The organism is Mesorhizobium sp. P3_B5 (genome assembly GCF_056402815.1).
Genome location: NZ_JBFUGR010000003.1, coordinates 168,733 through 185,387, shown reverse-complemented (window position 1 = coordinate 185,387; position 16,655 = coordinate 168,733). Strand labels below are relative to the sequence as shown.

Here is a 16,655-nt window from a genome sequence, read left to right as displayed (position 1 = left end):
GTTTAAGCATGATCTTTTACGAAAACCGGCTCCCTGCTCAGGGGCAGCCCGACGTTTTCCAGCGCTAGTTGATCTTTCGGTAGTAAACCTTGCCGTCGGCCTGCTGTATGCGCTGGTAGTCGGGGCTAGGGGCAGGCGCTGCGGCTGCGATCCTCCTTTTGGGCGGACGCGGCGCATCGACAGCGCCGGGCTCGGTTGCGTCTTCACCATCGATAACGGCGGATGCCTCCGCCTCGGCGCTGGACGCGACCATCGAAGGTTCCGCGGCGCTCGACATGATTTCGTCACGGGCTAGAGGCTGGTTCTGTTCCAGTCGGGCTATGCTCCGGTTGATTTCACTGAAGCTGCTCTGCAGTTGACCGTCGAGTTTTTCAAACCGGCTCTGAAAACCGTTGTTGACCGTATCCAGCCGGCCGCCGATTCGTTGTTCGAACGTCCCGAGTTGTTCCAGGCGCCCTTCCAAAAAGCGCATGTCGCTGATGCCGCGGTAGAGATAAACCGCGGCTATTATGTTCACCAGGGTGATCAGGGACGTGCCGATGACGACAGCGCCGAGAATGCTTCTGTCGCTCGGTTTCCCAACGGCAGCCTGCTCTCCAATGTGCGTTGCCGTCCCAATCTCGATTGCCGGCATGTCCGGCTCGCTGATCATCGTCATTGGACCACCACCTTTGCGCCGACCGCGACGCGCTTGAAGAGATCGATCACATCGGTGTTGGTAAGGCGAAAACACCCCGATGTTCCGTCGAAGCCGACACCTTTGGGATCGTTGGTGCCATGGATGCGGTAGAGCGTGTCACGCCCGTCCCGAAGCAGATAGAGCGCTCTCGCGCCGAGTGGATTGTAGGGACCGGCAGGCACCATTTCCGGCAGCTCCGGCTGGCGGGCGCGCATTTCCCGGGGCGGGCGCCATTCCGGCCATTCGGTCTTCGCGCCCACCTTGACGACTCCGGTCCAGCCAAATCCGTCCCGTCCGACGCTGATCTGATAGCGAAGCGCCTGGCCTTGCCGGGTCACCAGATAGAGCGCTTTCTCGCCCTTGCGGATAACGATCGTTCCGGGTTGTTCCGTGGTTTCGAAGGCGACAGTCTTGCGCAGGCTGGGGCCCATTGCCGGCAGGGGCGGCCGATCCGAAAGTGCCGATCGCGCATAGGCGAAGTCCTGGACGGACATCGCCAGCGCCACGCCCATGACGCAGGCGCCGGCCAATCCTGGGACGATCCGATACCTACTTGGCAGCATCATCGAGCCGCTCTTTGAACATCCGCTTCAGATCCTTGTTGAAGCGTGCACGCCCATCCACCTCCGCGGGCAGGATAGCACGGTTCAAGGCATCGGCCAGAAGTGCATTGTCCAGCGCGACCGACTTGATGTGCGGCGCCTTGAAAATCTTTTCGAGTTCGCTGCGCGAAAAGTGGTTCCCGAACCATTTGCGCTTGTGCTTGTTGGCGACCAGCGTGATGCTGACTGCATTGCCACGCAACTCACGGATCTTCTTGTAGAGCCGCTTGCCTTGCCGCAGCGAGGCGACGTTGAGCTCGAAGACGATGAAGATCTCATCGCTCGTCGACAGCACCGAATTGTGCCAGGGCGTCTCGATGTTCGGCAGATCGATGACGATGTCGTCGAACCGGTAGGCGACGAGGTCCAGCAGCCGAAACACGAAATCGGCGCCCTGCGGCTCGAAAGGCAGTTGCGGCCTTTCGAAGGAATAGAGCGTCAGCCCGGACGGGCGCGACAGCTTGATGACATCCATCAGCTCGACGTCGAGTCGTTCCGGCTGGCCGATAATGCCGCCAAGGTCGAATTGGTTGAACTGGTTGAGATAGGCGCCGCAATTGGCGCTCTGGAAATCGAGGTCGACCAGGCAGGTGGAAGCCCCCCGCTCTGTCGATTTCGATGCCAGGAATTCGGCTGCGGAAAGAGCGAGCGTTGTCGCGCCGGCGCCGCCGCTGGCGCCGATGAAGGTGATGATCCGGCTCTTGGTGCCCTGGTTGCCGGTGTCGTGGAAGGTGACCGCGTTGAGCAGTTCCTTGCCGTCGAGTGGCTTGTGCAGCCAATCCGAGGCGTTCATGCGCACCAGCACCCGCGTCTGCTCCGGCGTCAACTCGTCGGAGACCGCGATCAGCGGCACGGTAGCCCATTTGGAGCGCGCCTCGACGATGCCGGGCTGGCCGAGCAATTCGCCATGACCAAGATCGAGGATGACGATGCCAGGCCGCGTGTCGGCCGGCGGCCCCTTGAGGAAGTCGCCCGTCTCGGAAACCCTGACGTCGTAGATTGCCAGCGCATCGAGCCGCGTCGCCACATCGCGCTTGAAATTCGGATCCGACGAGAACAGCGCCACCTGCTTTCGCTTGGTCGGCAGAACCTTGGTGTTGATGGCATTCATGGTGAGCTACTCTTCATGTCTTCGCCCGTAACCGTGCTCAGCATGGAGGGCATGGTCATATTGTCGAACCCGAGCAGTCCGCCCAGGAAGAAGAAATGGTAGGTCACGTTCTGCAGGCTGACGGTGACGGTCGGAACTGAGCCACCCAGGCGAGTCTGATAGCCAAGGCCGGTGGCGGTGTAGCGGATGACGACGTTCGCGGGTTGCAGGAAGGGGAAGAAATGGCACATGCCCGGCCGTTGTCCCGCTGCAAGCCCAGGGCAGGTGCCGGTGCCGGTTGCATCACCTTGAAAGATTCGATTGAAGTTCGCTGGCGTCCATACCCCGGCGACACAATAGCTTCCTGTGCAACTGCAAGCCGAGGTTGCGCCATCGCAGACATAGTCAAAGGAACCGGCCACTACAGGGGCTCCTGGCGTTGTGGTTGGGCCGGCTGTCGAAATCTGCGGTGCGACCGGATCGGAGATCGAAGCCAATCGTGCTCCGGCCTGAACGGCCTTGGTCGCCGAGTTCCATTGATAGAGCGCATAGCCGAAATCGACGAAGCCGAGCGTGAGCGTCAGCAGCAACGTCATCGCGATGGCCATCTCGACCATCGTCGTGCCGTCCTCTGATGTTACGAAGCGCGTCAACATCATCAAAATCGGATCAACCGCTCCTGATGGGTCCCGCCGAGTGTGATGGAGCCGACACCGACGAGCGACAGCATGCCCAAGTCGGGATAGGGGAAGCTGGTGGAGGCCGTCACGATGCAGACCTGCGAAGTGGTGGAGAGATATAAGACGGTGCCATCGCTGGCGACCGCATTTTGGCAGGTGGCGGGATCTGCAATGTTTATCGTGACGTTGGACGTCTGCCAGCCATCGACACGCGGAACATCCGTTGCTGGATTCACATTCGCTTTGCCGAATACCGCAATGTTGGCAGCGATGCCGGCACAATTGATCGTGAGCCCGGCAGCTGTGTAGAGCTGGCTGTTGCAGCGCGCGGCAAAGCGGGCTGCGTCGGTCAGTCCAGCCTCCATCAGAAATTTGTCATGGATAAACCTGCCAAACTCGAACACGCCTGCCGACAAAACCACCATCAGCGGTGCGACCAGCGCCATCTCGATAAGAACCGTGCCGCGCTGGTCCAGGCGAAAGCGTCTTAGACAACGAGCAAGCATTTTTGTCATGGCCGTCACCGATAAAGCTGCGCTTCGTCGCGCAGGAAATTATCGAGCGTCCCTTGTCCACCTCGGCCGGTGATGTCGACGAGTTCGACAAAGACCGACCCTCCGCTTGAAGCTCCCGGAACGGGCTGTGTCATGAAGAAACTTGCGAAGGCTTCGACAGGCAGGTTGGTGCTGTTGCCGTTCAGATTGTTGCCAGCGGCCTGAAGCGCGTTGCAATTGAGGAGCGCGCCATAGAGCAAGCGACGATCAACGGAAGTCACCGGAGGCTGGCAGGAGCTTGGCGGGGTTCCCACCTCGCCGCCCGTAGACGCGACCCCAACCAGGTTGTTCGCGATCTCGTATTTATAGACTTGGTATCGGGTCGGCTTGGTCGTATTCCAGGAAGAGGGGTAGCCGGTGGAGCCGAAATTGGTGCTCCAGTAACCGGACATGTTCCAGTTTCCGTCGCCCATGCGCCCGCCCATATAGGGCGTGGTGGCATCCGGGGGCAGGCCCATATTGCCGGTGCCGTTGAACGTCAACTGATTGTAGGAAGGGCATTGGTTTCCGTTTCCATTGCCATTGCCGTTTCCATTACCGTTGCCGCCCGTCGACGCACCCTTGCGGACATTCGCAGCCGGGCCATATTCCGGGCTGTTGAAGGCATTGCCGCTGGCGTTGATCCCGAAGCGGACGTTGAAGGCGTCCTGGACCGGGCCGTTGTTCTGGCCGGTCTTGGTGTTTACCCCCTGTGCCGAGTAGCAGCCAAGTGGTGTCGATGTAGCGATCGTCTGGGCGAGCGCCTGTGCGCCATTGCCGACACCGTCCGGCGGTTGCAGGAAGCCGAAATTGCCGGGTCCATAAGCGGCATTGTTTCCCACCAGCCGAAGTTCGATGAGCCGGCGATGGACTGCCGGATCCGTCACGGCTTGTTCGAGCGTCGCTCCACCCGCCGAATTGGTGCCGTTCACCATCTCATACGGGTTGCACATGAAGACCGGTGTGTAATTGCACACGCCTGATGTGAAGCCCGCAACCGAAACCGCTCCAAAGCTGAAGCCGCTGGCAGCTGAGTTCCCGGAAAGAAAAGAGATCGGGAAGATCGTTGTCATGGTTTCCGGCTTGGCTTCCACCATGATGAACCGGGTAACGGCTGCCGAGGCCGCATAGTTTGCTGACGTAATCAGAGTGGCATCGCTTGCCGGTATGCTTGACAGGAAACACCAGGAGATCTGTCCCCTCGAGCGGCAAGCCGAGTAGGTCGTATCAACGGTGGTTGCACCGCTGCCGGGCAGAGTGACAATACCGCCGTCCGAGAATGTGGTGTCATTTGAGATCAGATTCCCAAGGGCGTTCTGGGCGCGAGTCCATGCATCGGACCTGCCGTTTAGCTCGGCCGCGGCGGCAAGCGCCAGGGCATCAGTGCCCTTCTGGATATCGTTGTGCAGGTTGTTGACCCGGCTCATGTCGATCGCCAGCAGGGAAAAGCCGACGATTGCCGGCAGCATGATGCTGAACAGTATCAGCGCTATCCCCCTTTGATCGTGCCAGAACGCGCGAATGATCCGCAACATGGCCTTACTCTTAGCTCCCCTGACGCCAGGACCCCTCGTTCGGCCTGCCGCGCTGAAATCGCATCCTTCTGTTCGATGCCTTAGTTTGTTGGTGTGCCGACATTGACCGTGATCGCCGGCGGCGGTGGTGGTGGTGGTGGAAATTTGTAGTTGTGGGCAACAAGCGCAGCCCGCGTGCCGTCGCCTTCGATATGTGTGTTCTTCGAGTTCGGATTGAGCGGATCGACCGTCTGCAGCAGCGAATTGAATTTCTGGGTGTCGCCGGCGGCGAGCGTCACCGTGTCGTAGTGGTTGAGATAGTCTGCAGCGCAGCCTGACAGCGCGCCGGCACACAAGACGAGGATCAGGGCGCTATTTCTTGACATAGAGCATCTTGTCCTTCGATTTGAAGTCCAGCATGTGGCCATAGGGGCCGGTGACGCCGTCGCCCGTTTCATATTTTCGGATCATGTCCTTGTTCACTTCCAACTGCCCAAGGATGAAGAACTCCGGGTCGTTGGCGGGTCGTGTCTTGTCGAACGGGGTCGCCAGTTGTTCGCCCGGCTTGACCGGCCGCACAACATGCGGCGTGACGATGACGACCAGTTCGGTCTCTTCCTTCTGATTGCTCGAATTGCGGAACAGCGAGCCGATGACCGGGACCTGTCCGAGCCACGGCACCTGGTTCTGCAGCTTGGTGGTCTTGCTCGACAGGAGCCCGCCGACCGCAAAGCTCTGGCCGTCGCGCAGTTCGACGACGGTATCCAGCTTGCGGTTGGTGAAGATCGGGTCGCCGGCAGTGGTGAAACCGGTGAGGTCGCTCACTTCCGGTGCCAGCTTCATATGGATCTTGCCGTCGTCGAGTACGACCGGCGTGAACAGCAGATTGACGCCGAATTGCTTGTACGTGATGGTTATCTGGCCATCATTGCCGACGACACGGATAGGAACTTCGCCGCCGGCGTTGAAGCTGGCTGGCTCGCCTGAAAGCGTGGTGAGATTGGGTTCAGCCAGCGTGCGCACGACGCCCTTTGCCTCGAGCGCTTCAATGATCAGATCGACCTTGATGTTGCTGTCAATGACGCGCGTAATCAGCGCCGCGAAAGGATTGCTGGTCGACAGTAGGCCGCTGAGCAGATCGCCCGGGCCGAGCACTACGTTATCTTTGTCGGCGGCCGCGATGCCCGTCCCCGTACGGGTTGTGCCGCTGCCATTCGTGCTCCTGATCGACACGCCAAGATCGCGGCCGGCATTGCGCTTGGCCTCAAGCACACGCACTTCCAGATTCACCTGCTGGCTATCGTCGACAATGACGGAGTTGATGATGGCGTCGGGGCCATACTGCTGCGCCACCTCAAGGATCGACGCCAGCGTGGCGCCATCCTTGACGTGACCGCCAAGCCGGACCTTGCCGTTGATCGAACCGATCTCGATGCGCGCCCTGGGCGCCACCTGGCGGATCGCCTGCGCCATGTCGCTGACGTCGACGCCGACTTCGATCTGGATGACGCCGAGCGAGCGCTTTTCCGGGGAGAAGAGATTGACCGTGGTGGTGCCGGCGCTCTTGCCGATGACATAGAGCGTCCGGTCGGTCATCGGCTGGGCATCGGCGATCTTCTCGTCGCCGACGACGATGTCGCCGAGAGTGGCGCTCACCTGGAGGGTCACCGACTGTGACATCGGCAGGAAGATGCGATGGACGCTGGGGTTGGACACATCGATGAAGCGGTCGGCAGCTTCCGCGGCAAGCCCCCACGTCAGCAGCACCGCCATACAGGACAGCGCGGCCGCCGCCATCCTCATCCAAAACCCCCGCATACTCGTCTCCCCGCTTGCTGCCGTGGCAGCCCTCAATTTACCGCAGCCTGTTGTTTTTGTCGCGGCACTTCATAGGATTCGAGCTTCACGCCCCGAAAGACGCCCACTGTAACATTCTTCGGCGGCTCTGGCTCCACATACTTGACAACTTCCTTGACGATTTCCTGCGGTGCGGGTGCCGCAACAACGACCGGAGCCGGCTTGACCTTGCTCAACTGGTCGAGTTTGCTTCCAACTTGTTCGACAGCCTGGGCCAATCCGGCAATCTTGTCATCGGCAAGCTTGCGCTCCGCAGCGGCCTCGGCTTCTGCCGCTGCCTTCCTGTCGAGTTCGGCCTGCCTGGCGGCGACGTCGGCCGGTGTTTCTCCGGACAAGTCTGAAAGCGTGATGCGTTCGGTCGTCTCGCCCTTGCTGGCGGCGGCCTGGCGAAGTGCCAGCGACAGCTGGCCCGCGCCGGCGGCCAGGGTAAGCTTCTGAGCGTCCTTGGTGCTGACTTCGAGCGTCACCGCTTTCACGACGGTGGGGCTGTCCTTGCTCTCATCGGCGACCTGGTCGACGGCGAGTACCTTCATGCTTTGCAGCAGCACGTCGACAAAACTTTGATCCGCTCCGTCGGCATTGTGCACCGTGCGTGTCAGCAGCACATCGACACGATCACCAGGGAAGACGAAGCCAGCAACGCCGAGCACGTCGTTGACCCTGATGGAAACGGCTTTCATACCGTCGCCGAGGACAGCAGAAAGCGTGGCGCGCTGGCCGGGGCCGGTGATCTTGGTTGCGATAATTGGCTCGTTGGCGCCGATCGCCTGCAGCGCCTGCTTTGTGCCTTCGCCTGCCAGCAAGTCTTTCGTCGTCTTGAAGGCGCCGGTTGGAACCGCGCCCGCGGGCCAGGCGATTTCGCGCAGCTTGTCGGATGTCAGCGTGTCGCCAAACTTCAGCGCCACTGCCGCTACCACCACCGTGTCGCGCTGGACGTCATCAGTCCGCGCCATGGCGCCGCGCTGGCTGGCCAGCCATATATTGGCGAGCACGACCGCCAGCACACCAAATACGCCGGCGAGGACAATCATGATAAGTGTGTTGGCGCGCATGGATCCAAACCCCAAAACCCAAATGCGGGAGCTTACCCGCCGATAACGGGCTCAGGCCCGGATCCACGACCCGGGCCTGAGTTCAAAAATCAAGTGGCGGCGGCGCAAACAGTGTGGCCGACCGCGCCATGACCATTGAGCGTGGCGCAAAGGCCGGTGAACTGGCCACCAACCCACACGCCGATCGCGATGATCACAAGGATCGATGCCGCAGCGATAATGCCGATAAGGATAGAGTACTCGACCATGGCAGCCCCGTTTTCATCGTCGCGGAACTGCCGGGCCATCGTCATGAGCTTCTTCATGCCAATTTCTCCCTTTGGAGGTTGAACCCGACGAGACAGAGCACGGGATGAAATCCATACCCAAGCATCCCCCGTCATCTCAATCCTAGGTCTCGCGAAAAAGCAGAGTCAAACGGATTAACAGTTCCTTAACCCTCCAATACCAGATCAGACGACATTTCAATTCTACCAAGAGCTTGATTCGATTAATTTTTCAAGCGCCCTTAACCATTCGTTCACAATTCTGCCGCACCTACGTCCAACGGATGACCATATTAGCCATACTGCATAATCATTTATATCTAATGGTTTATGGCCGATTGCCGGCTGTCTACCATTTTGTTGCGACGCGAAACGTTCCGTGAAGACTCGAAAAGCGAGAGACGGAAGAATCCTCGGTCAAAATAAAACGATTTTTTTCGAACGCCCTTTAACTATGTTGTAAGTATTGTTCGCGCGTCGCCCCTCTGGGCGCTTGTGCCACCCGTGGTTAACGCTTAGTTTCACGCCCGGGATCGCAACGGGGACACAGCATCATGTTGGGCCGATTCATCAAGGGGCCAAGTGAGCCGCGGGTCGAGCCGGCGCTCCAGCCGAGGACGGCCGTAGTGCCGACGGCTCCGGTGCTTTCTCCTGCCGCCGACATGGAATCTCATGGCGACGATTTCCTGACGCTCAAGGTCGAGCTCCATCGTCACCTCATCGACCGGTTCAATCTCGCCACGCTTGAAACGGCGTCGAAGGATGAGATCCTGAACGAGATCCGACCGATCGTGCGCGAGTTCGTACGCGCTCGCAACGTACCGCTGAATGCACGCGAGCTGGATCAGTTGACCGGCGACACCGCCGACGAGATGCTCGGTCTCGGGCCGATCGAGCCGCTGCTCAAGGATGAGTCGATTTCCGACATCCTGATCAACACCCACAAGCGCGTCTTCGTCGAACGGCGGGGCGTCATTGAGGAAACCTCGATCCGCTTTCGCGACGAGGCGCATTTGCTGCGAATCGTCAACAAGATCGTTTCGGCCATCGGCAGGCGCGTCGACGAGTCGGCGCCAATGGTCGATGCCCGACTTGAAGACGGCTCGCGCGTCAACATAGCGGTGCGGCCGATATCGGTGGATGGCCCGCTGGTTTCGATCCGAAAGTTCTCAAAAAACCCCTATTCGCTCGAACGCCTGATGGCGTTCAACTCGATTCGCCAGCCAATGGTCGATCTGTTGCGAATCGCCGTGCAGGCGCGCAAGTCCATCTTGGTTTCAGGCGGCACCGGCAGTGGCAAGACGACCTTGCTCAACGCCTTGTCGAGCTACATTCCGGCCACCGAGCGCCTGATCACCATCGAAGATGCGGCGGAACTGCAATTGCAGCAGCCGCATGTCGGCCGGCTGGAAACGCGCCCGCCCAATGTCGAGGGCAAGGGCGAGGTTCGACAACGCGAACTGCTGAAGAACGCGCTTCGCATGCGGCCGGACCGCATCATCGTCGGCGAGGTTCGTGGCGAGGAAGCCTTCGACATGCTGCAGGCGATGAACACCGGCCATGAAGGCTCGATGACTACCATCCATGCCAACACACCGCGCGATGCGTTGTCTCGCCTGGAACAGATGGTCGGCATGGCCGGCATGCCGATGACAAATGACTCGATACGGGCGCAGATCGCCTCCGCTGTGGACATCGTCGTGCAGACGCAGCGCCTGTCCGACGGCGGCAGGCGGGTCATCTCCATATCGGAACTGACCGGCATGGAAGGCAATGTCGTCCAGCTCCAGGAACTTTATCATTTCGTTCGCCGCGAGGTGGCGGCGGACGGCAAGATCATCGGTGATTTTCGTGCCACCGGCATTCGTCCGCGTTTTGCCCAGGAGGCGGCGACGCTCGGCCTTCACTTCGCCAAAGATGCCTTCAATCCGCAGGTTTCACTTTGATGCCTACCGGTCAGACGCTGCTCTATTTCATCTATGTGCTGGCGGCAGCATCTGTGATCCTTGCCGCCGAGTCCCTTTACGTTTCGTATGCTGGGCGGCGTGTCAGAATTGGCACGATCAATCGGCGGCTCAAACGTTTGGCTGAGGAGGCCCCGGCCGAGAAGACGCTGCAAGGCCTCTTGCGCGAACGTGGATTGACGGACAAGGGCGACTTCATTTTCGGCGCGATTACTCTGAACCGGCTCTATACACAATCTGGCATCACCGGCAATCCGCTCGCTTTCGCAGCCATGTTCCTCCTTGCCGGACTGGTATTGGCGTTGGTCCTTTCATTACTTCTCGGCTTATCCAGTGTCGTAGCGGTGATTGCTTTTCTGCTGGTGGGATTTGCCCTGCCGATTCTTGTCCTTCGGCGTGCCCGCAACAAACGTATCCAAAAATTTGCCAAGCAGCTGCCCGACGCGCTCGACATGATCGTCCGTTCCCTGCGCGCCGGCCATCCGGCCTCCGTCGCGATTAGTCTCGTCGCCCGTGAAATGCCCGATCCGCTCGGAACCGAATTCGGCATCGTTTCCGACGAAATCACTTTCGGCCTCAGCCTTGAAAACGCGGTGCGCAAACTTTCGCAACGCGTTGGGTTCGAAGGCCTGCATCTGCTTTCGGTATCACTCTCCATCCAAGCCAAGACAGGCGGTAATCTGACCGAAATTCTCCACAATCTGTCGCAGGTGTTGCGCGAGAGGCAAAAGCTTCGGATGAAGATCAGGGCGCTTTCAGCCGAGGGCCGCGTATCCGCGTGGGTTATCTCGCTGTTCCCGGTTGTAATGTTCTTGATCCTTCAGATCACCGCACCGAGCTATTATGGCGGCATCTGGCACAACCCGCTCGTCTATCCCGTGTTTGTGATTTTCGGGACATGGGCACTCTTGGGCGACTTCATCATGTATCGAATGGTCAACTTCGACTTTTGACAGGAGCAAGCCATCAACCTTTTTTCGAACACACCGGATCTGAGCCTTCTCGTCTCGATTGCTGTCTTCCTGGCGGCAGTGGCGCTTTTCCTGTTCGGCGCTCTTCTCCTCCTGCCAGTGCTGCAGACGCGAAGGCTGGTCGTACAAAGCCTTATGGCGGAGGGGATTGCCGATCGTCGTTCGCTTGCCGGTCAGGAGCAACTCGCCAGAATCTCGGCGCAGCGACCGATTGATGCCTATTTTCGCACGGTCGAGAAAGAGCGAGGGGAGCCAAATGCGCTTGAGGCCAAGCTGTTTCGCTCAGGGTTCTATCATTCCAGCGCGCCCCTAATCTATACCTTGTCGCGCATCTGTGCAGTCGCTGTCGGCTTTCTATCCACCTATGCGCTCCTGTCGCGGGTATTGCCGCCACAATTGCCTGGCTTTGTCGCATTGGCCGGCGCCGCCTTGCTCGGGCTCGCATGTCTGGTTATTCCGAGCATCATGCTCGATCGATTTGAGAATACTCAGAAGCAGGTCTATCGCCGCGGCTTTCCCGATTTCATGGACATGATGATCACTTGCGCCGACGCTGGCATGAGCCTGGAAGCGGCGGTCGAGCGCGTCAGCAACGAACTGGCCGGCACCCACAAATGGCTCGGTATCCAGCTTACGATCATGAATCTGCAATTGCGCGCCGGCAAGCCGTTGCGCGAAGCTCTGCGCGAGCTTGCGGACCGCATCGGCCTTGACGAGGCGCGGGCCCTGGCGGTGCTGTTCCGGCAATCGGAAGAGCTCGGCACCAGCCTGACCGACGCATTGCGTGTCTACAGCGACGAAATGCGCAGCCAGAGAATTCTTCATGCAGAGGAACGCGCCAACGCATTGCCGGTCAAGATGATGGTTCCATTGGGGCTATGCATATTCCCGGTTGTGCTGATGGTCATCATGTTGCCGGTGATCATCCGCATGAAAGGCGTTTTCTTCTAGTTGCGCTTATGCTTAGGTCTTAATATGGGTCGAGGACCCTCGGGGAAAACTGTATGAAAAGGCCAATTGCAGTCGTAGCCAGCCTGTTGATGATGGCACTTGTCGGCTGTCAGACGAATGGGGCTGACACTGCGGACGGCGTCGTTCGCACCAACGAACCCTCCAAAGGCGACGTGACGGCCTTTGGCGATGCGTTCGACGGGCTGAAGACGGTTGGCGACGTGGAATATTACGCCTCGGACCAGGCCGTTGCCGAGGCCAAGAACCAGTTCCGCGCGGAAAACTACGGCAATGCCGGCGCCTTGTTCTTCAAGGCTACGCAACTGGCGCCCAATGATGGCAACGCCTGGATGGGACTGGCCGCCTCCTGCGATCGGATCCATCGCTTCGACCTCGCTGACCGGGCTTATAGCCGAGCCTTCAAGTTGGTTGGTGCGACGCCCGAATATTACAACAATGTCGGCTATTCATATCTGCTGCGGGGCAAGCTGCAGGACGCTCGCAGCAATTTCCTCAAGGCATACGAACTGGCGCCCAACGATCCGACCGTCGCCAACAATCTGAAGCTGCTGTCGTCCAGCGTGCAGAATATCGAGCGGTAAGGCGCCAGCATGTTGCTTGCCGCATCGCTGCTGCTGAAAGCACTCGCCATCCCCCTCTTGGCAAGGATCGCATGGCTCGACTTTACTACCCAGAAAATATCCAACCGCGCCGTGCTGCTTCTTCTTTGCCTGGGCGCCGGATCGCTGCAGCTTCTATCGCTTCAGTCCGGGTCGTGGTGGAACATGGGCATGAGCGCGCTCGCTGGGCTGTTGTTGTTTGTTGTACTCTTCCCGTTCTGGGCGTTGCGCAAGATTGGTGCCGGTGACGTCAAGCTGATGGCAGTCATACCCTTTCTTATCGGGAGCAGCGATCTTATCGTGTTTTCCGGACTTTTGCTGCTTTTTGCCGTCGCTTTGGCGGTGATCGTGAAAAACCCTTTGATGCTGCCCGAAGGCGCCTTTCGCCTCTACGTTCGACATCTGGATCGCAAGGGCGTTGTGCCGTTTGGCGTGGCGATTTCGATGGCCGCGATTAGTACGATAGCGTTTCTGATCTACGCCAATTTGACACCCCACCCTGGCCCCGCAATCTGAAAATCAGAGTCTGGCGACGTACGCTCATGGATCTGGGCTCTTGCAATCTTTTCTTTAGGGCTAACTGGCATACTCATCGGGTGTCGAGCGGGTATGAACCAGTGCGTAATCGCAACGCCGGATCGCGCCGCTCTCAATCATCAGGCCGGGAGTTCGCCCGCATATCAGAGCGGCGCCTTGCCGGTCGGCCGGCGCAGAGCCTGTCTTTAAAGTCCTAGGTCGATGCTGATGTCCATAGTTGGGATCATGGTTCGCAACAGTTCGGCAGCATGGCGCAGCAATCAGCCGTTCTTTGTGGCGGTGATCATTTATGCACTGGCAGCGCTTGCGGCCGCAAGGCATTGGCGCATTCCGATCGACTTCGAACTCTACGGTCTGTTGTTCCTACTATTTGGGGCCGGCGTTACGATTAGCCTGTTTGCTGTCATTTCGGCGCAGGTCATGTTGCAGCGGCCAAAACAGCTGCTTCCTGCTCTCAGAGATCGCTTGCTGGCGAATGATCTCCCCAACCGCCTCACTATAGGCGTGCCGGTCGCGCTGGCGCTGCCTGTCTTTTTTTCGCTGTTTACCAGCATCAAGGACGGCCTTAGCAGAATGGTGCCATTCTATGCCGACCCTACGATAATTGCGATCGACAGGACAATCCATGGCGGTGTCGATGCCTGGCGCGTATTGCACCCCCTGCTCGGGAACGGTCCAGTGATTTTCGCTCTGAATTTTTTCTACAATATTTGGTTTGCCGTAATGTTCATCATATTGTTTTGTATAACTTTCTCGACAAAGAATGTTCGTATTCGCGCACAATATTTGGTGGCGTTCGTTCTCACTTGGGCGGTTCTTGGCAATTTTGTGGCAACCGCATTCGCTTCGGTCGGACCGGCCTTCCTCGGTCCGTTTTACGGCGACACTACATTCTCTCCACTCATGAATTATCTTCAGATAACCGACGCCACCTATCCAATATGGGCTCTGAGGACACAGGGGATGCTGCTTGCCAACGCGGCGTTGGACGGCCCACGTGTGGGCAGTGGCATATCAGCCTTTCCTTCGGTCCACGTCGCCATAGCAACTCTGAACGCCATTTATCTCTGGCGCTTTGGCGGCCTCGCGCGCTGGGCCAGTTTCGCCTTCTTGATTGTAATTCAGTTGGGGTCTGTGCATCTCGCTTGGCACTATGGGATTGACGGATATGCGTCGATGCTGGCCACGCCGATCATATGGATGGTCGCCGGGCGATTTTCGCGGGTCCAGTTGTGGTAACCAGTCGCCCGATCTACGGGGTCGCCCGCTCCTAGCCAAAGGTCAATGCAGGCGTTAACTCTTTGGCAACCATCTTCTTGCCGAAGCGTAGAACTGGTGTTTCAATGCCTCTTCGGGAGGCTTGGCAAAATGTTAACTGAGGATTTTTTCGGCCGCATCGCCATCGTCCTTATAATGACGGCTTTGGTGATATTGAGCGCGGCTCCTCTGTTCATCTATTTCCGTCAGGACATCTCGGCAAATAATCTGGCTGTTGTCACTCAAGTCGCCGCCACAATTTTCTTGGCGCTGCAGCTTTTCATGACAGTCGGCCGCATCCCGCCGAAGGGAACCGCCCGGGGAATTGAACCGAGGGTTATTTCGGTAACCGGATCTTTCATGATGTTGGTGGCAATGTTTCTGACGCCGGCGCTGGAAAGTGAAGCAGCACAGCTGGTGGCTCTTTGCTTGATCTTCGTCGGTACGGCAAGTTCGATATTTTGTCTCTACTGGCTCGGCCGCTCTTTCTCGATTATGGCAACGGCCCGGCGTCTGGTCACCACGGGCCCATATTCAATTGTCCGCCATCCGCTGTACGTATGTGAGGCTGCCTTCGTTGTCGGGATGGTCATTTCGCATCTTTCCGTGCTGATGGTGGCGCTTGGTGTCCTCCAATTTCTTTTGCAGTACCGGCGCGCGAGAAATGAAGAAGCCATCCTGCGGCAAACCTTTCCCGAGTATGATGAATATGCTCGGCGCGTCCCCATGCTCGTGCCGCGAATTTTTTGGGCGGCTACACCGGTGGTTGACAAGCAATAGCGGACAGCCGTTTTGCAAGCCACGCTTGGCCCGAAAAACGCCTACTCCACGCTGAGCCGATAGCCGATACCGCGCACGGTCTGCAGCCAGACCGGATTGGACGGATCGCGCTCGATCTTGCGGCGCAGCCGGTTGATCTGCACATCGATGGTGCGCTCGCCGACTTCCGAATCGTCGCCGACCAATTCATGGCGCGGTATGGTTTCGCCGGCGCGCGCGGCGAAAATCGCCAGGATCTCCTGCTCGCGGTCGGTCAGCTTCAGTGCCTCGCCGCCGCGCTTCAACTCGCGCCGGGCGATCTGGAACGTGTAGGGACCGAAGACCAGTTGCTCGACCTTGGGCGTCGTCGCCGGGCCGCCACGGCGCAGGATGTTGTTGATGCGCAGGATCAGTTCCCGCGGATCGAAGGGCTTGGGCAGATAATCGTCGGCGCCGGCCTCGAGCCCGGTGATGCGGCTGTCGGTTTCGGACAGCGCGGTGAGCATCAGGATCGGCACGTTCTTCTCGGCCCGCAGCGCCTTGGTGAGATCGACGCCGCTTTCGCCCGGCATCATGACGTCGAGCACGATCAGATCGAAATCGAGACCGACAAGCTTTCGCCTGGCCTCGCCGGAATTTCCGGCAACGGTGACGCGAAAGCCGTTCTCGGTCAGATACTGCTTGAGCAGGTTGCGGATGCGGGTGTCGTCATCGACCACAAGCAGGTGCGGTGCGTCGTCGTCCGGTGCTGCCGGGTGATCAACCCTCTCAATGGTCTCCATGGCTTTTCCCCGATGCGTTCGCAGGCACAATGTCGATCTGCGCTCTTAGTTCCGGATTGACCATCGCTTCCAGGAAACGTTCGATCAAGGTGCGTTCGGTGGCTCCGGAATCCTCCAATGCCGCACGGATGCGGCGCGACTGTGGCCGTGCCAGGGCCAGCGCCAGGGCACGGCCCTTGGCCGTCGGGTAGAGTTCGCGCTGGCGGCGGTCGCGAGGACCTTGCAACTGGACGATATGATCGGTGTCGATCAGCTGCTTGAGCACGCGCGCCAGGCTCTGCTTGGTGATTTTCAGCACGTCCAGCAGTTCGGCCACCGTCAGGCCCGGCCGGCGATTGACGAAATGCAGGACGCGGTGGTGGGCGCGGCCGAAACCATAGTCGGCCAGGATCTGGTCCGGATCGGAGGTGAAATCGCGATAGGCGAAGAAGAACAATTCGATGATGGCGAAGTCGATGCCGTCCTCGTCGGTGATCGCCGTCCTGATCGGTTTTCCGGCAGCTGGGCTTCGATCCGTCATCTTTTCTCCATGCGAAGCAGG

The 16,655-nt window shown here is 59.0% G+C and carries 19 protein-coding genes; 7 read left to right on the top strand and 12 right to left on the bottom strand.

The genetic code is table 11. From position 1 onward, the window contains the following. Positions 1-64: 64 nt before the first annotated feature. The 10 genes from AC1DVW_RS10605 to AC1DVW_RS10560 form a co-directional block, all read right to left on the bottom strand. Positions 65-658: a hypothetical protein gene (locus AC1DVW_RS10605; RefSeq protein ID WP_477322932.1), complete on the bottom strand. Its 594-nt coding sequence runs from the start codon at positions 656-658 to the stop codon at positions 65-67. Beyond that, entirely contained in the window at positions 655-1,245 is a 591-nt protein-coding gene (locus tag AC1DVW_RS10600; protein WP_477322930.1) for a L,D-transpeptidase, read from the bottom strand. The genes AC1DVW_RS10605 and AC1DVW_RS10600 overlap by 4 nt, the downstream gene beginning before the upstream one ends. Next, complete coding sequence (locus AC1DVW_RS10595) at positions 1,229-2,392, bottom strand: CpaE/TadZ family protein (protein WP_477247628.1); 1,164 nt, start codon at positions 2,390-2,392, stop codon at positions 1,229-1,231. Before AC1DVW_RS10595 ends, AC1DVW_RS10600 begins: the two co-directional genes overlap by 17 nt. Beyond that, complete coding sequence (locus AC1DVW_RS10590; RefSeq protein ID WP_477323323.1) at positions 2,389-3,027, bottom strand: TadE/TadG family type IV pilus assembly protein; 639 nt, start codon at positions 3,025-3,027, stop codon at positions 2,389-2,391. Before AC1DVW_RS10590 ends, AC1DVW_RS10595 begins: the two co-directional genes overlap by 4 nt. Before the next feature lie 2 nt (positions 3,028-3,029). Then, positions 3,030-3,566: a TadE/TadG family type IV pilus assembly protein gene (locus tag AC1DVW_RS10585; protein WP_477322928.1), complete on the bottom strand. Its 537-nt coding sequence runs from the start codon at positions 3,564-3,566 to the stop codon at positions 3,030-3,032. Positions 3,567-3,571: 5 nt separating this feature from the next. Next, a complete protein-coding gene (locus AC1DVW_RS10580) occupies positions 3,572-5,119 on the bottom strand; it encodes a TadE/TadG family type IV pilus assembly protein (protein ID WP_477322926.1) in 1,548 nt (515 codons plus the stop codon). Between the two features lie 80 nt (positions 5,120-5,199). Continuing rightward, positions 5,200-5,484 carry a hypothetical protein gene (locus AC1DVW_RS10575; protein WP_477322924.1) on the bottom strand — a complete coding sequence of 95 codons (285 nt, stop codon included), beginning with the start codon at positions 5,482-5,484 and terminating at the stop codon, positions 5,200-5,202. Then, positions 5,471-6,916, bottom strand: a complete 1,446-nt coding sequence (locus tag AC1DVW_RS10570) for a type II and III secretion system protein family protein (RefSeq protein WP_477322922.1) — start codon at positions 6,914-6,916, stop codon at positions 5,471-5,473. The genes AC1DVW_RS10575 and AC1DVW_RS10570 overlap by 14 nt, the downstream gene beginning before the upstream one ends. A gap of 32 nt (positions 6,917-6,948) precedes the next feature. Then, positions 6,949-8,007, bottom strand: coding sequence for a Flp pilus assembly protein CpaB (gene cpaB / locus AC1DVW_RS10565; protein ID WP_477322920.1), 1,059 nt, complete (start codon positions 8,005-8,007; stop codon positions 6,949-6,951). A gap of 89 nt (positions 8,008-8,096) precedes the next feature. Next, positions 8,097-8,312, bottom strand: coding sequence for a Flp family type IVb pilin (locus AC1DVW_RS10560; protein ID WP_477247618.1), 216 nt, complete (start codon positions 8,310-8,312; stop codon positions 8,097-8,099). A 515-nt stretch (positions 8,313-8,827) separates the two neighbouring features. On the opposite strand from AC1DVW_RS10560, the gene AC1DVW_RS10555 reads away from it, so the two are divergent. From AC1DVW_RS10555 to AC1DVW_RS10525, 7 genes are all read left to right on the top strand, one after another. Continuing rightward, positions 8,828-10,219: a CpaF family protein gene (locus AC1DVW_RS10555; RefSeq protein WP_477322918.1), complete on the top strand. Its 1,392-nt coding sequence runs from the start codon at positions 8,828-8,830 to the stop codon at positions 10,217-10,219. After that, a complete protein-coding gene (locus tag AC1DVW_RS10550; RefSeq protein ID WP_477322916.1) occupies positions 10,219-11,190 on the top strand; it encodes a type II secretion system F family protein in 972 nt (323 codons plus the stop codon). The genes AC1DVW_RS10555 and AC1DVW_RS10550 overlap by 1 nt, the downstream gene beginning before the upstream one ends. A gap of 12 nt (positions 11,191-11,202) precedes the next feature. Further along, positions 11,203-12,159, top strand: coding sequence for a type II secretion system F family protein (locus AC1DVW_RS10545; protein ID WP_477323321.1), 957 nt, complete (start codon positions 11,203-11,205; stop codon positions 12,157-12,159). Between the two features lie 53 nt (positions 12,160-12,212). Beyond that, a complete protein-coding gene (locus AC1DVW_RS10540) occupies positions 12,213-12,761 on the top strand; it encodes a tetratricopeptide repeat protein (RefSeq protein WP_477322914.1) in 549 nt (182 codons plus the stop codon). Between the two features lie 9 nt (positions 12,762-12,770). Continuing rightward, positions 12,771-13,295: an A24 family peptidase gene (locus AC1DVW_RS10535; protein ID WP_477322913.1), complete on the top strand. Its 525-nt coding sequence runs from the start codon at positions 12,771-12,773 to the stop codon at positions 13,293-13,295. A 246-nt stretch (positions 13,296-13,541) separates the two neighbouring features. Then, positions 13,542-14,555, top strand: coding sequence for a phosphatase PAP2 family protein (locus tag AC1DVW_RS10530; protein WP_477322911.1), 1,014 nt, complete (start codon positions 13,542-13,544; stop codon positions 14,553-14,555). 129 nt (positions 14,556-14,684) lie between these two features. Next, on the top strand, positions 14,685-15,353 hold the full coding sequence (locus tag AC1DVW_RS10525; RefSeq protein ID WP_477322909.1) for a methyltransferase family protein: 669 nt from the start codon (positions 14,685-14,687) through the stop codon (positions 15,351-15,353). A 41-nt stretch (positions 15,354-15,394) separates the two neighbouring features. On the opposite strand, the gene AC1DVW_RS10520 is transcribed toward AC1DVW_RS10525, so the two are convergent. Together AC1DVW_RS10520 and AC1DVW_RS10515 are read right to left on the bottom strand one after the other, a co-directional pair. After that, a complete protein-coding gene (locus AC1DVW_RS10520) occupies positions 15,395-16,114 on the bottom strand; it encodes a response regulator (RefSeq protein ID WP_477322907.1) in 720 nt (239 codons plus the stop codon). Continuing rightward, a complete protein-coding gene (locus AC1DVW_RS10515; RefSeq protein ID WP_477322905.1) occupies positions 16,101-16,634 on the bottom strand; it encodes a MarR family winged helix-turn-helix transcriptional regulator in 534 nt (177 codons plus the stop codon). The genes AC1DVW_RS10520 and AC1DVW_RS10515 overlap by 14 nt, the downstream gene beginning before the upstream one ends. Between the last annotated feature and the right edge of the window lie 21 nt (positions 16,635-16,655).

Bases quoted from the DNA above. Each gene is read 5' to 3' on its own strand.
- AC1DVW_RS10600 (WP_477322930.1), bottom strand. From the start codon at position 1,245: ATGATGCTGCCAAGTAGGTATCGGATCGTCCCAGGATTGGCCGGCGCC.
- AC1DVW_RS10570 (WP_477322922.1), bottom strand. From the start codon at position 6,916: ATGCGGGGGTTTTGGATGAGGATGGCGGCGGCCGCGCTGTCCTGTATG.
- AC1DVW_RS10520 (WP_477322907.1), bottom strand. From the start codon at position 16,114: ATGGAGACCATTGAGAGGGTTGATCACCCGGCAGCACCGGACGACGAC.
- AC1DVW_RS10560 (WP_477247618.1), bottom strand. From the start codon at position 8,312: ATGAAGAAGCTCATGACGATGGCCCGGCAGTTCCGCGACGATGAAAAC.
- AC1DVW_RS10605 (WP_477322932.1), bottom strand. From the start codon at position 658: ATGACGATGATCAGCGAGCCGGACATGCCGGCAATCGAGATTGGGACG.
- AC1DVW_RS10590 (WP_477323323.1), bottom strand. From the start codon at position 3,027: ATGTTGACGCGCTTCGTAACATCAGAGGACGGCACGACGATGGTCGAG.
- AC1DVW_RS10525 (WP_477322909.1), top strand. From the start codon at position 14,685: ATGTTAACTGAGGATTTTTTCGGCCGCATCGCCATCGTCCTTATAATG.
- AC1DVW_RS10530 (WP_477322911.1), top strand. From the start codon at position 13,542: ATGGTTCGCAACAGTTCGGCAGCATGGCGCAGCAATCAGCCGTTCTTT.
- cpaB (WP_477322920.1), bottom strand. From the start codon at position 8,007: ATGCGCGCCAACACACTTATCATGATTGTCCTCGCCGGCGTATTTGGT.
- AC1DVW_RS10550 (WP_477322916.1), top strand. From the start codon at position 10,219: ATGCCTACCGGTCAGACGCTGCTCTATTTCATCTATGTGCTGGCGGCA.
- AC1DVW_RS10575 (WP_477322924.1), bottom strand. From the start codon at position 5,484: ATGTCAAGAAATAGCGCCCTGATCCTCGTCTTGTGTGCCGGCGCGCTG.
- AC1DVW_RS10555 (WP_477322918.1), top strand. From the start codon at position 8,828: ATGTTGGGCCGATTCATCAAGGGGCCAAGTGAGCCGCGGGTCGAGCCG.
- AC1DVW_RS10540 (WP_477322914.1), top strand. From the start codon at position 12,213: ATGAAAAGGCCAATTGCAGTCGTAGCCAGCCTGTTGATGATGGCACTT.
- AC1DVW_RS10580 (WP_477322926.1), bottom strand. From the start codon at position 5,119: ATGTTGCGGATCATTCGCGCGTTCTGGCACGATCAAAGGGGGATAGCG.
- AC1DVW_RS10585 (WP_477322928.1), bottom strand. From the start codon at position 3,566: ATGACAAAAATGCTTGCTCGTTGTCTAAGACGCTTTCGCCTGGACCAG.
- AC1DVW_RS10515 (WP_477322905.1), bottom strand. From the start codon at position 16,634: ATGACGGATCGAAGCCCAGCTGCCGGAAAACCGATCAGGACGGCGATC.
- AC1DVW_RS10595 (WP_477247628.1), bottom strand. From the start codon at position 2,392: ATGAATGCCATCAACACCAAGGTTCTGCCGACCAAGCGAAAGCAGGTG.
- AC1DVW_RS10535 (WP_477322913.1), top strand. From the start codon at position 12,771: ATGTTGCTTGCCGCATCGCTGCTGCTGAAAGCACTCGCCATCCCCCTC.